21 protein-coding genes are annotated in these 20209 nt (G+C 72.3%); 8 read left to right on the forward strand and 13 right to left on the reverse strand.

Features of this window, described 5'->3' with window-relative positions; all coding sequences use genetic code 11:
* Positions 1-21: 21 nt before the first annotated feature.
* Positions 22-414 carry a cupin domain-containing protein gene (locus tag ACGFIQ_RS03655; RefSeq protein WP_357557251.1) on the reverse strand — a complete coding sequence of 131 codons (393 nt, stop codon included), beginning with the start codon at positions 412-414 and terminating at the stop codon, positions 22-24.
* A 345-nt stretch (positions 415-759) separates the two neighbouring features.
* Positions 760-1041 carry an adhesin gene (locus tag ACGFIQ_RS03660; RefSeq protein ID WP_357072105.1) on the reverse strand — a complete coding sequence of 94 codons (282 nt, stop codon included), beginning with the start codon at positions 1039-1041 and terminating at the stop codon, positions 760-762.
* A gap of 331 nt (positions 1042-1372) precedes the next feature.
* Here ACGFIQ_RS03660 and ACGFIQ_RS03665 point away from each other — a divergent pair, with 331 nt between their 5' ends.
* Together ACGFIQ_RS03665 and dacB are read left to right on the forward strand one after the other, a co-directional pair.
* Positions 1373-2089, forward strand: coding sequence for an MIP/aquaporin family protein (locus ACGFIQ_RS03665; RefSeq protein ID WP_393238622.1), 717 nt, complete (start codon positions 1373-1375; stop codon positions 2087-2089).
* Positions 2090-2154: 65 nt separating this feature from the next.
* Positions 2155-3741: a D-alanyl-D-alanine carboxypeptidase/D-alanyl-D-alanine-endopeptidase gene (dacB, locus tag ACGFIQ_RS03670; protein WP_393238625.1), complete on the forward strand. Its 1587-nt coding sequence runs from the start codon at positions 2155-2157 to the stop codon at positions 3739-3741.
* 45 nt (positions 3742-3786) lie between these two features.
* Here the strand turns inward: dacB and ACGFIQ_RS03675 are convergent, their stop codons facing one another.
* From ACGFIQ_RS03675 to ACGFIQ_RS03685, 3 genes are all read right to left on the reverse strand, one after another.
* Positions 3787-4116, reverse strand: a complete 330-nt coding sequence (locus tag ACGFIQ_RS03675; RefSeq protein WP_393238628.1) for a hypothetical protein — start codon at positions 4114-4116, stop codon at positions 3787-3789.
* Positions 4117-4218: 102 nt separating this feature from the next.
* Entirely contained in the window at positions 4219-5115 is an 897-nt protein-coding gene (locus ACGFIQ_RS03680) for a hypothetical protein (protein ID WP_393238631.1), read from the reverse strand.
* Between the two features lie 199 nt (positions 5116-5314).
* The gene (locus ACGFIQ_RS03685; RefSeq protein WP_393238634.1) at positions 5315-5908 is read right to left on the reverse strand and encodes a pentapeptide repeat-containing protein; all 594 of its coding nucleotides are present in this window, start codon (positions 5906-5908) and stop codon (positions 5315-5317) included.
* Between the two features lie 97 nt (positions 5909-6005).
* Here ACGFIQ_RS03685 and ACGFIQ_RS03690 point away from each other — a divergent pair, with 97 nt between their 5' ends.
* Entirely contained in the window at positions 6006-7238 is a 1233-nt protein-coding gene (locus ACGFIQ_RS03690; RefSeq protein ID WP_393238637.1) for a serine hydrolase domain-containing protein, read from the forward strand.
* Between the two features lie 22 nt (positions 7239-7260).
* Here the strand turns inward: ACGFIQ_RS03690 and ACGFIQ_RS03695 are convergent, their stop codons facing one another.
* On the reverse strand, positions 7261-7725 hold the full coding sequence (locus ACGFIQ_RS03695) for a PPOX class F420-dependent oxidoreductase (protein WP_393238640.1): 465 nt from the start codon (positions 7723-7725) through the stop codon (positions 7261-7263).
* A gap of 42 nt (positions 7726-7767) precedes the next feature.
* Positions 7768-8406, reverse strand: coding sequence for a DUF6642 family protein (locus tag ACGFIQ_RS03700; RefSeq protein ID WP_357072223.1), 639 nt, complete (start codon positions 8404-8406; stop codon positions 7768-7770).
* Positions 8407-8719: 313 nt separating this feature from the next.
* On the opposite strand from ACGFIQ_RS03700, the gene ACGFIQ_RS03705 reads away from it, so the two are divergent.
* On the forward strand, positions 8720-9499 hold the full coding sequence (locus ACGFIQ_RS03705; protein WP_393238643.1) for a D-Ala-D-Ala carboxypeptidase family metallohydrolase: 780 nt from the start codon (positions 8720-8722) through the stop codon (positions 9497-9499).
* Between the two features lie 87 nt (positions 9500-9586).
* Here ACGFIQ_RS03705 and ACGFIQ_RS03710 read toward each other — a convergent pair whose 3' ends face one another.
* The 4 genes from ACGFIQ_RS03710 to ACGFIQ_RS03725 form a co-directional block, all read right to left on the reverse strand.
* On the reverse strand, positions 9587-9940 hold the full coding sequence (locus ACGFIQ_RS03710) for a hypothetical protein (protein ID WP_393238646.1): 354 nt from the start codon (positions 9938-9940) through the stop codon (positions 9587-9589).
* 145 nt (positions 9941-10085) lie between these two features.
* Positions 10086-11510, reverse strand: coding sequence for an ATP-binding protein (locus ACGFIQ_RS03715; RefSeq protein ID WP_393238649.1), 1425 nt, complete (start codon positions 11508-11510; stop codon positions 10086-10088).
* A 103-nt stretch (positions 11511-11613) separates the two neighbouring features.
* Positions 11614-12369 carry a response regulator gene (locus ACGFIQ_RS03720; RefSeq protein ID WP_393240337.1) on the reverse strand — a complete coding sequence of 252 codons (756 nt, stop codon included), beginning with the start codon at positions 12367-12369 and terminating at the stop codon, positions 11614-11616.
* Positions 12348-13601, reverse strand: coding sequence for a sensor histidine kinase (locus ACGFIQ_RS03725; RefSeq protein ID WP_393238652.1), 1254 nt, complete (start codon positions 13599-13601; stop codon positions 12348-12350). Before ACGFIQ_RS03725 ends, ACGFIQ_RS03720 begins: the two co-directional genes overlap by 22 nt.
* Before the next feature lie 132 nt (positions 13602-13733).
* Here ACGFIQ_RS03725 and ACGFIQ_RS03730 point away from each other — a divergent pair, with 132 nt between their 5' ends.
* The 4 genes from ACGFIQ_RS03730 to ACGFIQ_RS03745 are packed head-to-tail and all read left to right on the forward strand — an operon-like array spanning position 13734 to position 16772.
* Positions 13734-14630 (forward strand): ABC transporter ATP-binding protein, encoded by an 897-nt coding sequence (locus ACGFIQ_RS03730; RefSeq protein WP_393238655.1) that lies wholly within the window; start codon positions 13734-13736, stop codon positions 14628-14630.
* Positions 14627-15424 (forward strand): ABC transporter permease, encoded by a 798-nt coding sequence (locus ACGFIQ_RS03735; RefSeq protein WP_393238657.1) that lies wholly within the window; start codon positions 14627-14629, stop codon positions 15422-15424. The genes ACGFIQ_RS03730 and ACGFIQ_RS03735 overlap by 4 nt, the downstream gene beginning before the upstream one ends.
* 2 nt (positions 15425-15426) lie before the next feature.
* Positions 15427-16176: a hypothetical protein gene (locus ACGFIQ_RS03740; RefSeq protein WP_393238660.1), complete on the forward strand. Its 750-nt coding sequence runs from the start codon at positions 15427-15429 to the stop codon at positions 16174-16176.
* 32 nt (positions 16177-16208) lie between these two features.
* Positions 16209-16772 (forward strand): SOUL family heme-binding protein, encoded by a 564-nt coding sequence (locus ACGFIQ_RS03745; protein ID WP_393238663.1) that lies wholly within the window; start codon positions 16209-16211, stop codon positions 16770-16772.
* Between the two features lie 71 nt (positions 16773-16843).
* Here ACGFIQ_RS03745 and ACGFIQ_RS03750 read toward each other — a convergent pair whose 3' ends face one another.
* Positions 16844-19273: an FtsX-like permease family protein gene (locus ACGFIQ_RS03750; protein WP_393238666.1), complete on the reverse strand. Its 2430-nt coding sequence runs from the start codon at positions 19271-19273 to the stop codon at positions 16844-16846.
* Positions 19267-20040, reverse strand: a complete 774-nt coding sequence (locus ACGFIQ_RS03755; RefSeq protein ID WP_393238669.1) for an ABC transporter ATP-binding protein — start codon at positions 20038-20040, stop codon at positions 19267-19269. Before ACGFIQ_RS03755 ends, ACGFIQ_RS03750 begins: the two co-directional genes overlap by 7 nt.
* Between the last annotated feature and the right edge of the window lie 169 nt (positions 20041-20209).

Below are 20209 nucleotides of genomic sequence, written 5' to 3' on the forward strand. Positions count from 1 at the left end.
ATCAGACCGCTGCCAGGGCGGTCACGAGGTCGGTGGCTCGTCCTTGCCGGCCGCCTCCGCCGCGTCGGCCTCCTCCTTGGTCCGGTGCACGGCCTTGTCGGCGTGCTCCGGCGGGCCGTAGACGGTGTACAGCACCAGCGGGTTGGGGCCGGTGTTGACGAAGTTGTGCTTGGTCCCGGCCGGCACGACCACCAGGTCACCGGAGACGACCTTCCGCTTCGAGCCGGCCACCCGGGCCTCACCGACGCCACTGACGAAGGTGAGGATCTGGTCGACGTCCTCGTGCACCTCTTCGCCGATTTCCCCACCCTCGGGGATGGTCATGACGACCAACTGGGTGTGCTCACCGGTCCACAGCACCCGCCGGAAATCCGGGCTCTTCTCGGCTTCGGTCGCGATCGTGAAATGCTCCATGACCAGGCTCATACCCCGTCCGGCAGCGTGCCACGCCGGGAATGACGGATGCCACCGCAGACGCCGGTGGCCTGCGCCGCGGCACGTCGGGACTCGCGAATGATGGAATTCGTCACGGTCGGCGGGTTTGGATCCCAGCAGACCGGGGATCGTCACACCGGACCGGCACCAACAGCCGGTCGAGCCAGGTCCCCGCCGGCGTACCGCCGCACGGCTGCGATGGTGGGAGACGGCCAGAGCGCGGCGACGTTCCGACCACTGTCGAAGCGGCGCCGCGCGCTCGTGTCCGACCCCCTTCGGCGACCGAAAGTGCAAGATCGGCGAGGCCGCGACGGGCGGACGGGCCTACTGCCGCTCGGTGAAGCCGAACTGGATGACGCCCTCGTCGTCGACTGTGGCGTCCACCGAGGCGTCGCCGAGCAACTCGGCGGCATCCTCGTCCAGGAATATCCGGGCGCCCTGATTGTCGATCACCCGGTCGCCCTGCACCGGCTCGGGCACCAACTCCACGCTCAGCGAGCCGGCCTCGGTGTCGGCGGCGATGCGTACGCCGCCGTCCTGGGCGACGTCCTGCTGGTTGGCGAGGTCACGGATGACGAGCACGGCGTTGTCGGTCATGGTGAGCATGTGTGGGACTCCTCGTGGATTCTCGGCTCGCGGTCGGCATGGTGCGGTGCCCGGACCGGACGGTCGGCTCGCGGACGAGCGCACGTGTGCGGCGGCAGGAGGGCGAACGGTCGTCGCCGTCGCATCGAATCGGGGCAGCTGAGGGCCCCTGCACTCCCACCGTGCCCGCTGGCCGGGCATCCGTCAAATAGAGCCGGGTCAGTCGACAACGGGGGCCGGCGCACCTGTGTGATCCGGCCGAACGGGGGTAGCCAACCCCGGACCGCCGCCCGCGTCGCTCGCAGATGGCCATTCCGACAACAGCCACCTGACCTGCATTTACGCTCGATTCATGAGCGACTTCCGTCGGTACGCGGCAGAGTTCCTCGGCACCCTGTTGCTGGTCCTCTTCGGCGTCGGTAGTGCCGTCGCCGCACGGGTCCAGGGCGGCGTGGTGGTGGTCGCCCTCGCCTTCGGGTTCGTGATGGTCGCTCTCGTCTACACGATCGGCCCACTGTCCGGGAGCCACGTCAACCCGGCGGTGACGCTGGGTGTGCTGCTCTCCGGAAAGATCTCGGTGCTCGGCGCGGTGGCGTACTGGATCGCGCAGTTCGTCGGCGCGACAGTGGCCGCCTTCGTGCTGTGGGCGCTGACCCGCTGGGGTGACGTCGCGGACCAGACGGCCGCGCTGGGCACGAACGGCTACGGCGCGCACATCAACCGGGGCGGCGCGGCGGTGCTGGAGCTCATCCTGACCTTCCTCTTCGTGCTCGTCGTCCTGGTGGTGACAAGTCGTAGCGAGAATCCCGGCACCGCCGGTCTGGCCATCGGGCTGGCTCTCGCCGCGACCCAACTGGTGGGCGTGACGCTGACCGGGGCCGCGGTCAACCCGGCCCGCGCGTTCGGCCCGGCGGTCTTCGAGGGTGGCGTGGCCCTGCGGCAGCTCTGGGTGTTCATCGTCTTCCCGTTGCTCGGTGGGGCGCTCGCCGCACTTGTCGCACCCATGGTGATGGGGGCGCAGCGGCACTACTGGGGTGGGCACGAAAAGTCGGTCGGCCGGCCCACGTAGCCGGTTGGCAAGAACCTGCACCCGAGGCCCTTCTCCGGCGGATACCTTCATGACAGCATCAGCGCATGCATCGCCGTCACTGTGCCCGGGCCCTCGCGCTGCTCACGCTCGTCGCCGCCGCGGCCACCGCCGGAGCGCCCGGTGCCACGGCCGAGTCGCCCACCCCGGCGACGACCCGACTGAACGCCACCATCGACACGATCCTCGCCGACGCCCGGCTTGCCGGCGCGCAGACGTCGGTGGTCGTGGTCGACACCAGCACCGGCGAGACGCTCTACGACCGCAACGGTGACCGCCGACTGATCCCGGCCTCCAACACCAAGCTGCTGACCTCGACGGCGGCCCTCGAGATGCTCGGCCCGGGGCACCGCTTCACCACCGACGTCCGCAGCACCGGCACGCGCCGCGCGGGCCTGCTCTCCGGCAACCTCTACCTTCGCGGCGGCGGCGATCCGACGATGCTCGCCGAGGACTACGACGCGCTCGCCGCGCAGGTCGCCGCCAACGGCGTACGGGTGGTGACCGGCAACCTGGTCGCCGACGACACCCGCTACGACCGCACCCGACTCGGCCCCGACTGGACGTGGGACGACGAGCCCTACTACTACGCCGCCCAGGTCTCCGCGCTTACCGTCGCGCCGAACACCGACTACGACGCGGGCACCGTGATCGTGCACGTCGCGCCGGCCGCCCGGGCCGGCGCCGCACCGACGGTCAGCACCACCCCGCCCACCGCGTACGTCCGCGTCGACAACCGCGCGGAGACTGTCGCCGAGGGCGGGACCTCGATCACGATCGAGCGCGAACACGGCAGCAACACCGTCGTGGTGACCGGGCAGATCGCCGTCGGCGACGAGCCCGCCAGCGACTGGGTGACCGTCTGGGAGCCCACCGGCTACGCGGCCGACGTGTTCCGGGCGGCGTTGCAGAGGCACGGCGTCCGGGTGCTCGGTCGGACCGTGCTCGGCCAGCCCACCCCGGAGACGGCCGACCCGGTGGCGCAGCACGAGTCGATGAGCCTGGGTGAGCTGATGACGCCGTTCCTCAAGCTCTCCAACAACGGGCACGCCGAGGTGTTGACCAAGGAGATCGGCCGGGTCGTCTCCGGGTCGGGCACCTGGACGGCCGGAGTGACCGCGATCAGCGAGTACGTGGCCGACGCCGGCATGGACACCGGAAAGCTGCGCCAGCGCGACGGCTCCGGGCTGTCCCGGCGCAACCTGGTCCCCGCGACGGAGTTCGTCGACCTGCTGAACGCCGTCCGCGCCGAACCGTGGTTCACCACCTGGTATTCGGCGCTGCCGATCGCCGGGCAACCCGAGCGGCTCGTCGGCGGCACCCTGCGCAGCCGGATGGCCGGCACCCCGGCGGCGGGCAACGTGCACGCCAAGACCGGCAGCCTGACCGGCGTCTCCGGGCTCTCCGGCTACGTCACCAGCGCCGACGGTCGGCTGCTGGCGTTCTCCATCCTGCTCAACAACTACCTGACGGCGTCGGTCAAGTCGCTGGAGGACCAGATCGCCGTGGCGCTGGCGGGATACCGCGAGAGCGGCGCGACCACGACGGCACGGGTGGCACCACCGGCGGTGCCGGAGACCCCCCGGACCCCGGAGGGCGTCGAGTGCTCCTGGGTCAAGCCGATCACCTGCTGAGCGGCGGCCGGGAGGCGCACCGGCGCCTCCCGGCCGGACGTGCGCTCAGGCCGGACGGTCCGGTGGGGGGACCACCGCCGTCGGGTCACCGCGCTCGATCAGCGCGGCGATGTCGGCCGCCCGCAGCCCGCGCAGTGCGAGCACCCGGGTGCCCCAGCGGTGCAGGCGGCACGGGTGCGGGCTGGCGTCGTTGCGGCAGACCACTCCCCCGGACCACAGTTGGGGGGCGTGCACCACCACCGCCCGCACCGCGAACTGGGTGTCCTCGCCGGTCACGTACGGCGGCAGGGGAATGTCGCGGAGCACCTCCCCGGACGTTTCATCGGCACCGGACGTAACGGCGCGACGGACGCGGTGGGCGGTCCTGCTGCTCATCTCCGCTGCCTCCACACTGGATAGTCGGATGGGGACAGCAGAAAGTTACGACCTCCTCGACGGTACGCGACGGACAAACTGTCCCGCTGTGCGACCGGTCGGTCAGCGAACCGCCACGGCCTGGAGGCCGACGTTGCCGCAGTGCGGGGTGAAGACCTTCTCGACGGTCCAGGTCAGCAGCAGTCGGGCGCTCTTCGGCACGGAGAACCGGATGGTGAACTGCGCGCTCTGACTGGTGTACGGATCTTCGAGCACGGCGGTGCGGGCGGGCCCACCGGTGGACAGGCGCGCCTCCAGGCGACCCCGCGCCATCCAGATGCCGCCGTAGAGCTGGACCGTGCGCGGCTCGCCGCTGCCGGCGACGGCGAGGGTGAACCCGTTGCCGGCACCGCAGGTGTAGACGCCGTTGGCAGTACCGCTCGTCGACCGTTGCGACGAGCCGTCGGACCAGCGGACGTACTCCTGGTTGCCGTCCCAGCCGACCCGGGTGCCGGCGCCACCCGCGTCGACGATCTCCCCGGAGCCGGAGCGCTTGCGAACCGTCGAGGTGCCGCCGCGCTCACCCCAGTGCACCCAGTCCCGGGTGCCCACGGCGGTGAGGTCGACCTCGGCGGGCATCTCTGCCCGGGTCACCGACAGCACCGGGGACCCCGGCGACGCGGGCGACACGGGCGGTGCGGCGGGAGCGCTGGTTGCGGGTGTCGGGTCGGGCGCGGGTGGGCGCTGGCGCGGACGCAGGCCCGGCATCGCCGGCCCCGCTTCGCCGGTGCGCCCGTCGGTGCCCGGGCGCGCCGCGGAACGGGCGACACCGGCGGGCGCGTCGCCCGACTGGTCGTCGCCGGGCTCCGGGTCCGACCGGCTGGCGAGGTACGAGACCAACACCACAAGGCAGACGAGTACGGCAGCCCCCTCCACCGCCCAGCGCCGCCGCTGTCGGGCACGGGCCACCCGGCGCAGCGCGGTGCGGGTCTGTGCCCGCGTGCGGTCCTCGTCCGCCACCGACCCCTCCACCTCCACCGCCCGGCCGCCATCGCCCACCGTGGACCGGACCGTCCACTGTAAGCCGTTTCACGTTTATACCGGTGTGGACGACACGCTAGATCCGGACCGCCGGACGTGTCCAGCCCACGAGCGAACGCCGTCGATCGAACCGGGCCCGCCCGGACCGGGACGGCGGGACCGCGATCACCTTCTGGGGTCAGCCGATCCGGAAGCCGAGCAGTTGCGCGATGACGATGGCCTGCTCGGCGTCGACGATGGCACCGGCCCGCTCGACGACCGTCGGGTCGAGCGCGGTGAGGTCGCTGCCGCGCAGGTCGGCCCCGCCGAGCCGGACGTTGAGCAACTGCGCGCCGGACAGGTCGACCCCGGTGACCGTGGCACCTGTGAGATTGGCCCTGGTCAGGTCCGCCTCGCGCATCCGCACCCCGGTCAGCCGGACACCCCGCAGGTCGGCACCGGGCAGCGCGACGAACGACCAGTCGCCGCCGTCCACCGTCATCGGCCGCATGTCGCACTCGACGAAGGTGCTGCCGACCAGCTTGCAGCCGGAGAACTCGGCCTCGAAGAAGTTGCACCGCCGGAAGACGCAACGGGTGAAGGCGGAGTCGACGTGCCGGGAGGCGTTGAACCGCACGTTGCCGAACGTGCACCCGGTGAAGACCACGCCCCGGCTCACCGCCTCCGTCAGGTCCACGTCGAAGAATTCGCAACCCGCGAAGTGCCTGTCGACCAGCTCCTCGCCGTACCAGTCCTCGTTGCGGAAGGTCACATCCTCGGTCAACTCCGGCATCCGGTCAGGCTAGTGGTCACCACCGACAGCCGACGGCCGGCGTCGCTGGTGGCGGCCCCCTTCCGGTGCCGGCGTACCGACTAGTAGGTTCGGCGGCGTGAGTGTGGCGCGAAGCACGGACCCGGATCAGATCGGTTTCGACCCGGCGCGGTTGGCGCGGATCGACGAGCACTTCGGCAGGTACGTCGACGACGGCCGGCTGGCCGGCTGGCAGGTGGTGGTCACCCGTCGTGGCGAGGTGGCGCACTCCTCGACGTACGGGCTGGCCGACCGGGAGTCGGGCGCACCGGTCGAGGCCGACACGCTGTGGCGGATCTACTCGATGACCAAGCCGGTCACCTCGGTCGCGGCGATGATGCTGTGGGAGGAGGGCCGGTTCGAGCTGACCGACGAGATCAGCCGCTGGCTGCCGGAGTTCGCCGACCTGCGGGTCTACTCCAAGGGGTCGACGCTCAAGCCGTACACCGTGCCGGCGGTCGAGCCGATCCGGGTCTGGCACCTGCTCACCCACACCGCCGGGTTGACGTACGGCTTCCTACAGACCTCGGTGGTCGACGGGCTCTACCGGGCCGCCGGCTACGACCTGCACCCGCCGGAGGATGTCGACCTCGCCGGTGCCTGTGCGGCCTTCGGCGAGTTGCCGCTGCTGTTCCAACCCGGTTCCGCCTGGGGCTACTCCGTCGCCACCGACGTGCTCGGCCGGCTCGTCGAGGTGATCTCCGGGCAGGGCCTCGACGCGTTCTTCGCCGACCGGATCTTCGGCCCGCTGGGCATGACCGACACCCGCTGGTGGGTGGACGGCGACGAGGCCGACCGACTGGCGGCGCTGTACGCACCGGACCCGCGTACCGGCCGGGCCGTCCGGTACGACAGCCTCGGCGCACTCGCGTACCGCAAGCCGACCCTGTTCTCCGGCGGAGGCGGTCTCATCTCCAGCGCCGCCGACTACCACCGCTTCACCCAACTGCTGCTGCGCGGTGGGGAGCTGGACGGGGTGCGGCTGCTCGGGCCGCGCACGGTGCGGTTCATGACCCGCAACCACCTACCGGGCGGCCAGGACCTGGGCACCCTGTCCACCGGCGGTTTCGCCGAGACGACCCTGGACGGGATCGGGTTCGGCCTCGGGTTCGCGGTGGTGGACGACCCGATCCCCAGTCGGTTGCCGAGCAGCGTCGGCGAGTTCTACTGGGGTGGGGTGGCCAGCACCGCCTTCTGGGTGGACCCGGCCGAGGAGGTCACCGCGCTGCTGTTCGCCCAGCTGATGCCGTCGAGCACCCATCCGCTGCGCTCCCAGCTGCGCCAACTCGTCTACTCGGCCCTGGTCGACTGACCGGCACCGCCGAGGGCCGCCCTCAGTCGGCGAGGCGGGCCGGGAAGCCGCCGGTGGCGATCGGACCCCACGCGTCGATGGTGACCCGGATCAGTGACTTGCCCTGGCGCACCATCGCCGCCCGGTAGTCGTCCCAGTCCGGGTGCTCGCCGGAGATGCTGCGGAAGTAGTCCACGAGCGGCTCCAGCGCCTCGGGCAGGTCGAGCACCTCGGCGGTGCCGTCGATCTGCACCCAGGGGCCGTTCCAGTCGTCGCTGAGCACGCACGCCGACACCCGGGGGTCGCGGCGGATGTTCGTCACCTTGGCCCGCTCGGGGTAGGTGGAGACCACCAGCCGGCCCAGCCCGTCGACCCCCGCGGAGACCGGGGACGACTGCGGGCGGCCGTCCGCCCGGGTGGTCATCAGCACGACGCGGTGTCGCGGCCGGAGGAAGTCGAGCAGGCTGTCCCGGTCGACCCGGGTGTTCCGTGCGATGCTGCGCGCCATTCCCCGTTCCTACCAGGGTGGCGGCGACGCGGCGGCGGCGGGTCAGCGCGGTCGGGCCGCGGAGCGGTGCACCGCCTGGGTGGGCACCCGGGGGCGGCTGGACGGACGCCAGGCCCGCCCGTTGGCATAGATCACCCGAAAGCCGAGGTACGCGGCGAGCGGCGCCCAGTGGGCGGAGCCCATCCGCAGCTCGGCGGCGTTGTGTCGCTGGCCGTTGGCGAGCACGTCGAGCAGGACGGTCTCGAAGGCCGCCGACTCGACCCAGTCGACCTCTCGACTGAAACCGCAGATCAGCGCGGCTCCGGTGACCTCCAGGAACTCGCGCAACACCGCGTCCGAGGCCCGCAGCACCGAGCAGCTGCCGAAATAGAGTCGCCGCCCCTCCGCACGGCCGGCCATCAGATCGGCCACCTCGTTCAACTCCACGGACTGCCAGTCGGTGAGACAGAGCCGGCTCGGCTCTCCGTGCATGGCGAAGAAGCCGACCCGGTGGTCGGCATACTGCTTGAGCAGCCAGCGGTCCAGGAAGTAGAACAACTCGTCACGGGTGGCCGCGTCCTTGTGGATGAAGCGGATCTTGCCCAGTCGCTCCAGCAACTCGAGGGTGGGCAACACGGAGCCACGCTCGTTGAGGTCGCGGTGCCACTGACCCTCGACACAGAAGACGCCACCGCGTGCCACGTGCACCTCCGCCATCCCGCCGCCCGGCCTGACGTTACCGCCCACCTGTGACAAGGGAACATCACCCTCGGTCCGACTGATTGCGACGTTCGGTGCGCTTGGTGGTGGTTGACCGGCGTGGCACCGATCGGTGTTCGATGACTGTTTGGCAAATCAGCCTAATTCCCAGCCAACACCCAGGGACAACAGTTTGTGAGGACGATTCTCGTTAATCACCTCCAACCGCACCGATAAGTGTCAGGGTGGAAATCGCGGGACTTCTCGGTCGATGTCCTGGTGCCACCCCATTCGCTCTCCTATCGGGAGGACTTCTGTGCGCGTAAACACCTTGAAGCGGGTCGCCGTCGCATTCGCCCTGGCGCTGCCCGGGGCAGCAATCGCCACGGTGGTCGCCGCACCAGCGGCACACGCGGACGGCTGTTACACCTGGACCCGCAACCTGTACCAGGGACGCTCGGGCAACGACGTCCGCCAGTTGCAGATCCGGGTCGCCGGCTGGGCCGGCTACCGGGACATCGTGGAGAACGACGGCCAGTACGGGCCGAAGACCGCCGCCGCGGTCAAGCGGTTCCAGCAGGCGTACGGGCTGCGTGCCGACGGCGTCGCCGGCCCGCAGACCTACGCCAAGCTGTACCAACTACAGGACAACGACTGCACGCCCGCGCACTTCAGCCACGGCGAACTGGACAACGGGTGCGGCGGGTCCGGATACGGCGGCGGCCCGCTCTCGGCGGAACAGACCCGGCAGAACGCGCTGCGCACCATGTGGAAGCTGGAGGCGCTCCGCAAGAGCCTCGGCGACAAACCCCTCGACGTGTCCAGCGGCTTCCGCAGCCACGCCTGCAACAACCAGGTCGGTGGCGCGTCCGACAGCCAGCACCTGTACGGCAACGCGGCCGACGTCACCGCGCGCTCGTCCTCGCTGTGCCAGATCGCCCGCGGTGCCCGCAACAACGGCTTCAGCGGGATCTACGGGCCGGGCTACCCCGACCACGACGACCACGTGCACGTTGACTCACGCCGGGAGAACAACAGCGACCAGAGCTCGAACACGACGAGTTGGTCCGCGCCGGACTGCGGCGTCGGCAACTGAGCCGTCCGCCCATTGCGACGTCGGCCCGACGCGGAGGGGAATCTTCGCGTCGGGCCGGCGTCGTGTCGCCCCAGGTCGGGCGGGGACTCAGCTCGCCCGGGGCCAGCGCGGCGCGGTGACGGGGGGCGTCACCGGCCGGCCAACAGCGGCGGACCGTGCCCCCGGCGAGACGACCCGCGCGGCCTGCTGCCGCGACGGCCCGGTCGCCGTGAAGGGGAAGGGCACGTGCACGAACGGGTTGCCGTGCCGGATCACCGCCTCGATCTGCCGCTCGTTGAGCCCGTGTGTCTCCAACACCCGTCGCCCCCAGCGGTGCAGGCGGCACGGGTAGGAGGCACCGTCGTTGCGGCACAGCGGCCCGGTGGGCCACTCCTCGGCGGTGTGCACGACCACCGCCCGGACCGCGAGCCGGACGTCCTCCGGGGTCAGCGGTGCCGGCATTGGCACCTCTCCCAGTACCTGATCGATGGGATCCGTCGACTGCTCACCAACTCGCACGGCAGGCCTCCCGCAGCTCGGCAGCGGTACGGCGGACTCACCGCACCGACATCCTCGGCCATGGGTACGGCTGGCGCCTGACGAAAGTTCAATTCCGGTACGCGTCAAGCAGATCCTCCGGCGACAGAACGTGTAGCCCGTCGACGGCGGTGCCGCTGCGCGCCACGGCAAGGGTGGGTACCGACTCGTCGGCACCAGGCAGCTGGGACCGGTGCAGGAGCAGCCGGCCAAGGTCGTGCGCGTCGAACGGCCGGCTCTCCTGCCATTTGATCGACCCCACGAAGGTGATGCGCCGCGCGACGGGCTCCCGGTCAGCGCCGACTATGTCGATCTCCGGATCGTTCGTCCGGGTCCAGTAGCCACCGACCGTCGCTGCCTCTGCCGGCAGGTGCTCGCTGGGTAGCCGGCGCAGTGCCTCGCGAACGACAGGTTCGATGGCCCGCCCTCGCCAGGACGTCCAGGACCGGAGGATCCGGGCCAGGGTCAGATCACCCCGCCCGCGTTCGATCTCGGAGAGGTGCGGCCCCAGGAACGACAGCCAGAAGCGCAGGTACGGATCAGCCACCGCGTACCGGGTTTCCCGCGACGGCCTGGTGGACAGCGGAACGGTGACCTCCACGGCCCGCTTCTGCGTCAGCAGGCGCAGGGCGCGGTTGAGGGACGCCTGCGGAAGATCCCCCGCCGCGCGGGAGATCAGCGAGAAGGTCCGCTCACCGGAGCCGATGGCCCGCAGCACCAGGCCCGCCTGGGACTGGGGCGGGAACTCCGCAGCCAGCGCCCGTTCGCCGCTGACCAACAGGGCCGAGGTCGGATCCCGTACGGCGTCGGCCAGATAGTCGTGCACCGACACGCCGGTCGGCCACTCGTCGAGGATCAACGGCAAACCACCGGACACCAGGTAGGCGTCGAACGCGTCGGCGGCGGACAGGTCCAACATGTCGCGAACGTCGGCCGGGCTCAACGGCGGGATGACCATCTCGGTGGCCCGCTGGTGGAACGGCCGGCCGTAGTCGTTCAGGGCCTCCATCATCGCCAGGTCCGATCCGACACAGATCAGCAGGACCGGCCGTCGGGAAAGCTCACGATCGAAGATCTTCTGCAGTGTCCCCTCGAAGCCCGGGTCACCCGCGATGAGGTACGGCATCTCATCGAGGACGACGACGCTCGGCCGGTCGGCCGGCAGCGCGGCGGCGAGCAGGCTCAGCGCGGCATCCCACGTCTGTGGTTGCTGCTCGCGAAGTAGCTGTGCGTCCGGCAGCGTCGAGGCTGCCGCCTCCTCCACGAAGAGAGCGAGGTCGGCGGCGATGCTCGGCTGCGCGGAGGCGGTGAAGAAGAGGTACGGCACCTCGGCCCGCTCCACGAACTCCTCGACCAGTCGGGACTTGCCCACCCGTCGGCGACCGCGCATGAGGAGTGCGCGACCTGGGCGGCCAGCTCTGCCGCCCCGTTGCACCCGAGCGAGCATGCCGCTCAGGAGCTTGAGTTCACGGTCCCGTCCGACAAAGCCGTCCATGACCACTCCTGACACAACCAAAAATGAAACAACCAAGAATGAGTGTAACCTCATCTGTGTTGTCGCGATCGACAGACGGCCCTCGGCGCGACCTTCGGCGAGCTCAGACCAGGCCGGCGTCGTGCACGAGCAGGGCCACCTGGACCCGGTTGTTCAGGTCCAGTCGGGTCAGCAGCCGGGAGACGTACGCCTTCACCGTCGCCACACTCATGAACAACTCCCCCGCGATCTCCGCGTTGGTCTGACCCCGCCCCAGCGCGACAGCCACCTGCCGTTCCCGCTCACTGAGCCCGGTGAGCAGCCGCAGTGCCCGCTCCCGGCGCGGGTCGGGACCGGCTGGTCCGCCAGTGGCGGCGGTCACGTGGGCGATCAGCTTCCGGGTCACCGTCGGGGAGAGCGTCGCCTCGCCGGCCGCCACCCGTCGTACGGCGTGCACGATCTCCGCCGGCGGGGTGTCCTTGAGCAGGAAACCGGCCGCCCCGGCGCGCAGCGCCCGCAGCACCTGCTCGTCGGCGTCGAAGGTGGTGAGCACCAGCACCTCCGGCGGGTGCGGCTGGGCGCGCAGCGCCTCGGTGGCGGTCAACCCGTCCACCCGTGGCATCCGGATGTCCATCAGCACCACGTCCGGGGCGTACGCGGCGACCGCGGCGGGCACCTCGCCGCCGTCGGCTGCCTCGCCGACCACTGTCAGGTCCGGCAGGCCGCCGAGGATCATCGAGAGGCCGGCCCGGACCAGGGCGTCGTCGTCCACGATCAACACGCGCACCGACGGCACCGCCGACCCCGGCGCCGACGGCCCGGCCACGCCCGAGGGTCCGGTAACACCCGAGGGCCCGGTCACGCCGGCCACGGCAGCCAGGCGGCCAGCCGGAAGTCGCCCGCGTCGTCCCGGCCGTAGGCCAGCCGGCCGCCGGCAAGCGTGACACGCTCGCTGATGCCCACCAGGCCGGTGCCGGCGCCCGGCAGCGTGCCCCCGGGCGGCGCGCCGACCGGCCACCGGTTGCCGACTGCCACGGTCAGACCAGCGCCCGGCCCGCCGGCCACGTCCACGGTGACCGCCGCGCCGGCCGCGTGCTTGCGGGCGTTGGTCAGCCCCTCCTGCACGATCCGGTACGCGGCCCGGCCCAGCGCCGCCGGCACCTCCCCCGACCGGTCGACGATGTCGCTGACGTTGACGTTGACGCCGGCCGAGCGTGATTCGGCGATCAGGGCCGGCAGGTCGGCGAGGGTCGGCTGGGGCGGCTCCGGGGCGTCGACGTCGTGGTCGCCCTCGGCGCGGAGCACCCCGATCACCTCCCGCAGGTCCTGGAGGGCGGCGTGTGCGCTGCCCCGGATCACCCCGGCGGCGCGGGCCACCTCGTCGGCCGGCGCGTCCGGGCGGAACTCCAACGCCCCGGCGTGCAGGCTGAGCAGCGAGATCCGGTGGGCCAGCACGTCGTGCATCTCCCGGGCGATGCGGGTGCGTTCGAGGTGGCGGGCCTGGCTGACGCGGAGCTGCTGCTCGGCCTCGGCCCGCTCGGCCCGCTCGCGCAGCGACACGATCAACTGCCGACGGGCGCGGACGAACATCCCCCAGGCCAGCACCGCGAAACTGAGCACCACGCCCCAGGACGCGGTCTCCCAGTACGACATGTTCGGGTCCGGACGCACCCAACTGAAGACCAGGTTGGTGACGAGGCCGGCGCCGGTGACCGCGATCGCGACGGCCGTCCGTCGGTGCACCACCAGGGTGAAGTAGAAGATCAGCAGCGGAATGGCGGCGGCCAACGCGAACATGGTCAGCGGTGTCGTGGCCACGACCAGCCCGAGCGGCCACCGTCGGCGCACCCAGAGCAGACCGCAGCAGACCAGACCGAGCAGCGCGTCCACGCCGGTCATCCAGTCGTACGGCAGCGGGATCGCCATCGCCGGATCCGGCGACAGGGCGTCCGCGGTGACGAACAGCACCCAGAGCAGGCCAGCCAGGAACGCGAGGCTGTCCACGAGCCAGTCACGGGTGGTGCGGCGCGGACGCCTACGCCCCTGGTCGGCCGGCACCACCAGCTCCCCCGGCAGCAGCCAGGGGTGCTCCGGGACGGCGAGGCTGGTCACCGCCCCATGCTAGGCAGCCGACGGGCACCACGACCAGCTACCAAAGTCGAGACCCGAACGTCGACCAAGGTCGACGGGGCACCGACCGGTGGCCGCAGCGGTTGGCCGGGCGGCGCGGGCAGGCTCATCGGCATGATCACGGTAGAGAACCTCACCAAGCGATACGGGCCACACCCGGCTGTGGACGACGTGTCGTTCCAGTGCGAGCCGGGCACCGTCACCGGCTTCCTCGGCCCCAACGGCGCCGGCAAGTCCACCACCATGCGGATGATCTGCGGGCTCACCGCCCCGACCGCCGGCCGCGCCACCGTCTCCGGTCACCCGTACCGGGAGCTGCCCAACCCGGGGCGGGAGGTCGGGGTGCTGCTGGACGCCTCCGCCCAGCACGCCGGGCGTACCGGCCGCGAGGCGTTGACGCTGTCCGCGTACACCATGGGTTTGAGCCGGCGCGAGGTCGCCGCGAAGCTCGACCTGGTCGGGTTGAACGCGGTGGCGGCGAAGCGTCGGGTGCGGGCGTACTCGTTGGGCATGCGCCAGCGGCTCGGCCTGGCGCAGGCGCTGCTCGGCGACCCCCGGGTGCTGATCCTGGACGAGCCGGCGAACGGCCTGGACCCGGAGGGGATCTTCTGGATGCGCGGCCTGCTGCGCGACTTCGCCGACCGGGGCGGCACGGTGCTGCTCTCCTCCCACCTGCTGCGTGAGGTGGAGGCGGTCGCGGACCGGCTGGTGGTGATCGGGGGCGGCCGGATCGTGGCCCAGGGCAACAAGAACGAGCTGCTGGCCGGCGGCGGCACGGTGGTCCGGGCCCGCGACGACGCGGCGCTGCGCCGGGCACTGGAGAAGGCCGGCCTGAGCCCCGCCGACAGCTCCGAGGGGCTGCTCGTGCAGGCCGACGCCGAGGCGGTCGGCCAGGCCGCCGCCGATGCCGGCGTCGCGCTGGCCGAGCTGCGGCCCGCCAGCGGCGGTGGCCTCGAACAGCTCTTCCTCACCCTGACCGCCGGCGAATCCACCAAGGAGGCCGTCCGATGACCATCACCACCGCGCCCGCCGCCGGCGCCGTCGCGCCCCGGCAGCACACTCCGGTACGCCGTCCGTCGCTGCTCCGGCTCTCCGCCGTGGAGGTGCGCAAGCTCGTCGACACCCGCGCCGGGCGTTGGCTGGTGATCACCATCGGCCTGGTCACCGCCGGGATCGTCACCCTGCAACTGATCTACTCGAAGGAGGCCGACCAGACCTTCCCCAACTTCTTCGTCCCGTCGCTGCTGCCGGTGTCGGTGCTGCTGCCGGTGCTCGGCATCCTGTCGATCACCAGCGAGTGGTCGCAGCGGACGGCCCTCACCACGTACGCCCTGGTGCCCCGCCGGGAACTGGTGGTCGTCGCTAAACTGATCGCCGTGATGCTGACCGCGCTCGCCTCGGTGCTGGCCAGCCTCGTCTTCGCCGCCGTCGGCACGCTCGTGGCCTCGGCCACCGGTGGCGCGGGCACCTGGCAGTTCGACTGGTCGCTGCTGCTGAACGCGGTGATCCTCCAGGTCACCGGCGTGCTGACGGGTGCCGCCTTCGGTCTGCTGCTGCTCAACCCGCCGCTGGCGATCGTCGGCTATTTCCTGCTGCCGACCATCTGGGGGGTGCTCGGCGAGATGGTCAAGCCCCTGCGTGGCCCGTCCGAGTGGTTGGACACCAGCAAGACCATGGAGCCGTTGTTCAGCAGCGACGCCGTCACCGGCGGGCAGTGGGGGCGGATCGTGGTGTCCCTGCTGTTGTGGATGGTCCTCCCGCTGGCCGCTGGTCTGTTCCGGACGCTGCGCCGCGAGGTGTCCTGACCATGGACGTGTCCGGCTACCGACCACGCACCGTCGTCAGCGGCGGCGCGACCGAGCTGATCGTCATGTGGGGTGGCTTCCCGCTGGTCGGCGCGGGCCTCGGCTGGCTCCTCGCGGCGACGACCGGTTGGCTCGCCCGCCTGCCCTGGGTGCCGTTCGGTGACCTGGTTGAGTGGCTGGACCGGCTGCCCGAGCCGCAGGCCACCGCCGGCACGGTCGCGGTGGGCGTCCTGGCCGGCCTGGTCGTCGCCGGGATCGGCACCGCCGAACGGCTGATCGTCACCGTCGACGCGGCGCAGGTCCGGTTGCGCCGCTCCGACCAGGACCGGGCCGTCGCACGGGCCGACGCCCGGGTGGTCTTCCTCGCCGACAAGCACCTGGTGCTGCTCGACGGCGACGACGCGGAACTGGTCCGGGAGTCCACGGACCTGCCGGCCGCCAAACTGGCGGAGGCGTTCCGCACGCACGGCTGGAGCTGGGCGGACGACGACCCCCACCGCTCGGCGTACCGGCTGTGGGTGCCCGACCTGCCCGGTCTGCCCGCCGGCGCGGACGCGCTGCTGCGCGCACGGGTTCGGGCGATCGAGCGGGACCGCCGCGACGACGCCCGGGAGCTGCGCCGCGAGCTGGGCCAACTCGGGGTGGTGCTGCGCGACGAGAGCAAGCGGCAGTACTGGCGGCTGACCGCGCGGGCCGTCGCCGGTGGGTCCGAGCCGTCGACTTCGGCCGAGCGGGAGCCGGACGGGCGGTAGCGTCTGTCCCAGCAGACCCTGGGAGACACGCGATGACCGAACAGCAGCCGTACCGGGTGGTGTCCCGACACCCCGGCTTCGAGCTGCGTCGGTACCCGGCCCACCTGGTGGCCGAAATGCAGATCCAGGCGTCCTTCACCCGGGCGCCGATCGAGGCGTTCCGGCCGCTGGCCGCGTACATCGGTGGCGCCAACCGGGCCCGGCACCCGATCGGGACGGGCGCGCCGCCGCTGCCCGCGGCCAGCGGCTCGGAGAAGATCGCGATGATCGTTCCGGTGGTCCAGGTGGAGGGTGAGCGGCCGGGGGCGTACCTGATCCAGTTCGTGATGCCGGTCGCCCACACCGCCGCCACCCTCCCCGAGCCGGTCGACCCGAGGGTGCGGACCCGCGAGGTGCCGGCGCACCTGGCGGCGGCGATGCGGTTCTCCGGGCGGTGGACGGAGCGGGCGTTCAGTCAACGGGCCACCGTGCTCGGCCGCTCGGTCACCGCGGCCGGGCTGCAACCCACAGGCGCGATCCGGTACGCGCGCTACGACCTGCCGTGGACGCCGTGGTTCCTGCGCCGCAACGAGGTCGTGCTGCCGGTCGTCGAGTGAGTTAGGGGCCTCGGCGCTCGGCCGGGCCATCGCGAGCCCGGCCGGACCGCCCGTGCGGGGTGGGGACACGGTCATCCGGCGAGGCCGACCGGTGACCGCCCGGGGCGGTGCCGCAGGAGCCGCCACGTCGGCAGGATGCTCGCCAGCGCGGCGAGCAGCAGGCACAACCCCAGTACGCCGACGATCACCGACCACGGCACCACCAGGTCGACGGCAGCACCGACCTGCTCGGCGAGGCCGGCGCGGATGCTGAGCAGACCGACGAAGGCGACGCCACCACCGAGCAGCGCCCCGATCAGCACCACCAGGGCGGACTCGGCGGTGACCAGCCAGATGGCCTGCCGCCGGGTCGCCCCGGCCAACCGGATCAGCCGCAGGTCCGCGGCCCGGCCGGCGGCGGCCAGCAGCACCGTGTTGGCCACCGCGATGGCACCGTAGCCGGCCGACACACCGATCAGCAGCAGCGTGAAGAGCCAGACGAGGCGGTCCTCGGCGGCGTCCGCCTCGGCCGCCCAGGTGGCGACGTCGACGACCCGCGCGCCGGCCGGCGGATCGATCCGGTCCCGGACGAACACCGTGGACGTCAGCGCCGACGGGTCGTGCGTGCGCACCACCGCCCGGGGCAGCAGCAGATCACCGGGGAGCGAGTCGTCGGTGACCACGGCGACGACGCGCAGCGACACAGGTGTTCCGTCGGCGAAGACCACCGCGTACGGCTCGGACGGCCGCAGGTTCGCCGAGGCGGTCACCACCACCGTGTCGTCGCCGCGCAGGTCGTCGAGCGAGCCGGCGACGACGGTGAGCGCCCGGTTCGCGGCGGTGAAGCCGGCCGGATCCACACCGAGCGCGGTCAGTGGCCGGTCGGCCGGCCCGCTGCCGGGGTCGGTGCGGAAGACAGTGGTCGGCAGGAGGGCGGTGCCGCCGGTCGCGGCGACCGCCTGGTCCGACAGACCGGGCGCCCGGTCCGGCACCACGATCCAGCCGGCGTTCACGTTGTCCGCCCGGCCTGCCGCGTACGCGGCGGTGGTGGTCCGCACCATCCCGGACACCAGCACCGCGAAGGCGACGGTGAGCAGCACCGGGGCGGCCGTGGACGCGGTCCGCCGGGTCGCGGTCAACGCGCCGCCGCGAACGAGCATCCCGATGGCGCCACCGGAGCGCCGCACCGGGGAACGCAGCAGTCGCACCACCGGGCCGACCACCGCCGGGGAGAGCACTGTGGCACCGGCCACCAGGGCCATCACCGCGTACAGGGCGTACTGCGCCGCGACTCGGGCCTCGTCGGCGGTCGCCGTGCCGACGCTGAGCGCGACCCCCGCCGCGACGAGAAGCGCGCCGGTGACGATCCGCAGACGCCCCATCGGCCGCTGCTCCACCGCCGCCGCACGCAACGCCTCCATCGGTCGGACCCGCGCCGCCCGGCGCGACGCCGACCAGACGGCCAGCAGCGCGATCACCGGACCGGCGAGGAGTGAGAATGCGACAGGCCAGGCTTCGTAGCGGACCCGGAAGGTCGACGGTTCGTAGCCGACGTCGACGAGCAGCCGGCCCAGTACCGGGGCCAGCACCGCACCCACCAGCAGGCCGACGAGCCCGGCCGAGGCGCCGACGACGAGCGCCTCGGCGTACACCGCGCGGCGGACCTGGCGTGCGGTGGCGCCGACGGCGCGCAGCAGGCCCAGCTCACGGCGGCGCTGCGCGACGGTGAACGCGAAGGTGGAGGCGACCACGAACACCGTGACGAAGCCGGCGAGGGCAGCCGTGGCGGTGAGCACCTGCATCCCGATCCAGCGGGTACGGGCGTCGTCGCGGGGTTCCAGCGCGCCCCGCGCGTCGCCGGTCAGCACCCGTCCGTCCGCGCCGACGACACCACCGGCCGCCGCGGCGACCCGGTCCGGCTCGGCTCCCGGTGCGAGCACCAACCCGATGGCCCGGACGCCGGGGGCGAGCGCGGCGGCGACCTCGTCCGCGACATGGACGCCGGGCGCGTCGACCAGACCGGTGACCGTGTACGGCGCCGGACCCGCCGCGGTGAGCAGCGTGACCGGTGCGCCGGTCGGCAGCCCGAGCGCACTGTCGACGACCACCTCGCCGGCTGTGCGGGGTGGCTCGCCGGCCGTGGGGCGCAGTCCGCCGAGCTGGGCGCTGGACCAGCCGTGCCCCTGGTGGGCGTCCTCCCGTCGGGTGTCGGCGGCCGGGGGACGGCCGTCGACGAGCGGCTGGGCGTAGAAGGTCCGGTCCGGCACCGCCGCCGCCACACCGGGCAGAGCGCCCAGCCGGCCGACGAGATCCGCGGCGGTGGCGGCGGACCAGGGCCGGGTCGGCGCGAAGTTGTCTGCCGACGTGCCCGCCTCGGGGCTCTGCACCACCACGGCCGCCCGCGCCAGCCGATCCGGCACCTGCGGGCGGCCGGAGGCGAGCAGCAGGGTGGCGACCGAGACGAGCATGACCCCGACGGCGACGGCCACGAACGCGCTGGCCGAGCGCCGGATGCTCAGCACGACGACTCCGCGGGCGTCGTCACCTGGGAGGACGGGCGCGTCTCCCGCGCGGCGATCCGCGCGGCGACGGCAGTGGCGGTGATCCCGCCGGTCAGCTCGTCGACGACGCGGCCGTCGGCGAGGAGGAGAACCCGATCGGCGTACGCGGCGGCGGTGGGATCGTGGGTCACCATCACCACGGTCTGCCCGTGGTCGTCGACGAGCCCCCGCAGCAGCCGGAGCACCTGCCGCGACGCGGCGCTGTCCAGTGCCCCGGTCGGCTCGTCGGCGAAGACCACCGCCGGCCGGGTGATCAGCGCGCGGGCCACGGCGACGCGCTGCTGCTCGCCGCCGGACAGCTCACTCGGCCGGTGCCCGGCCCGGTCGGCCAGGCCCACCGCGTCCAGCGCGGCGGTCACGTCGCGGGCCGGAGGGCGGCGGCCGGCCAGGCGCAACGGCAACTCGACGTTCTGCGCGGCGGTCAGCGTGGTCACCATGTTGAACGCCTGGAACACGAAGCCGATCCGATCGCGCCGCAACCGGGTCAATTCGTTGTCACCGAGGTCGTTCAGGCGGGTGCCGTCGATCGTGACGGTCCCCTCGGTCGGGCTGTCCAGCCCCGCCGCGCAGTGCAGCAGTGTGGACTTTCCCGAGCCCGAGGGGCCCATCACCGCCGTGAACGTGCCGCTCGCGAAGCTGGTGCTCACGCCGTCGAGCGCCGTCACCCGCCGGGTTCCGGTGCCGTACACCGCGCGCAGACCCGTCAGGGTCACCGTGTCTGTGGTCATGACCGCCACGGTGCCGGTTGCGGCAGGTGTCGCGCGTCGTGCCGCAGCTGACACTTTCCGACCCTCCCCCGGGTGGAGGTGCGAGCCCGCAACCGCCGGTACGTCGTCCTGCGGGATGACCGCCCACGGGTGGACGCGGTCGATCCGGCCGGCCGATACCGTCTGGGGC

The organism is Micromonospora sp. NPDC048898 (assembly GCF_043198035.1).
Lineage (GTDB): Bacteria > Actinomycetota > Actinomycetes > Mycobacteriales > Micromonosporaceae > Micromonospora.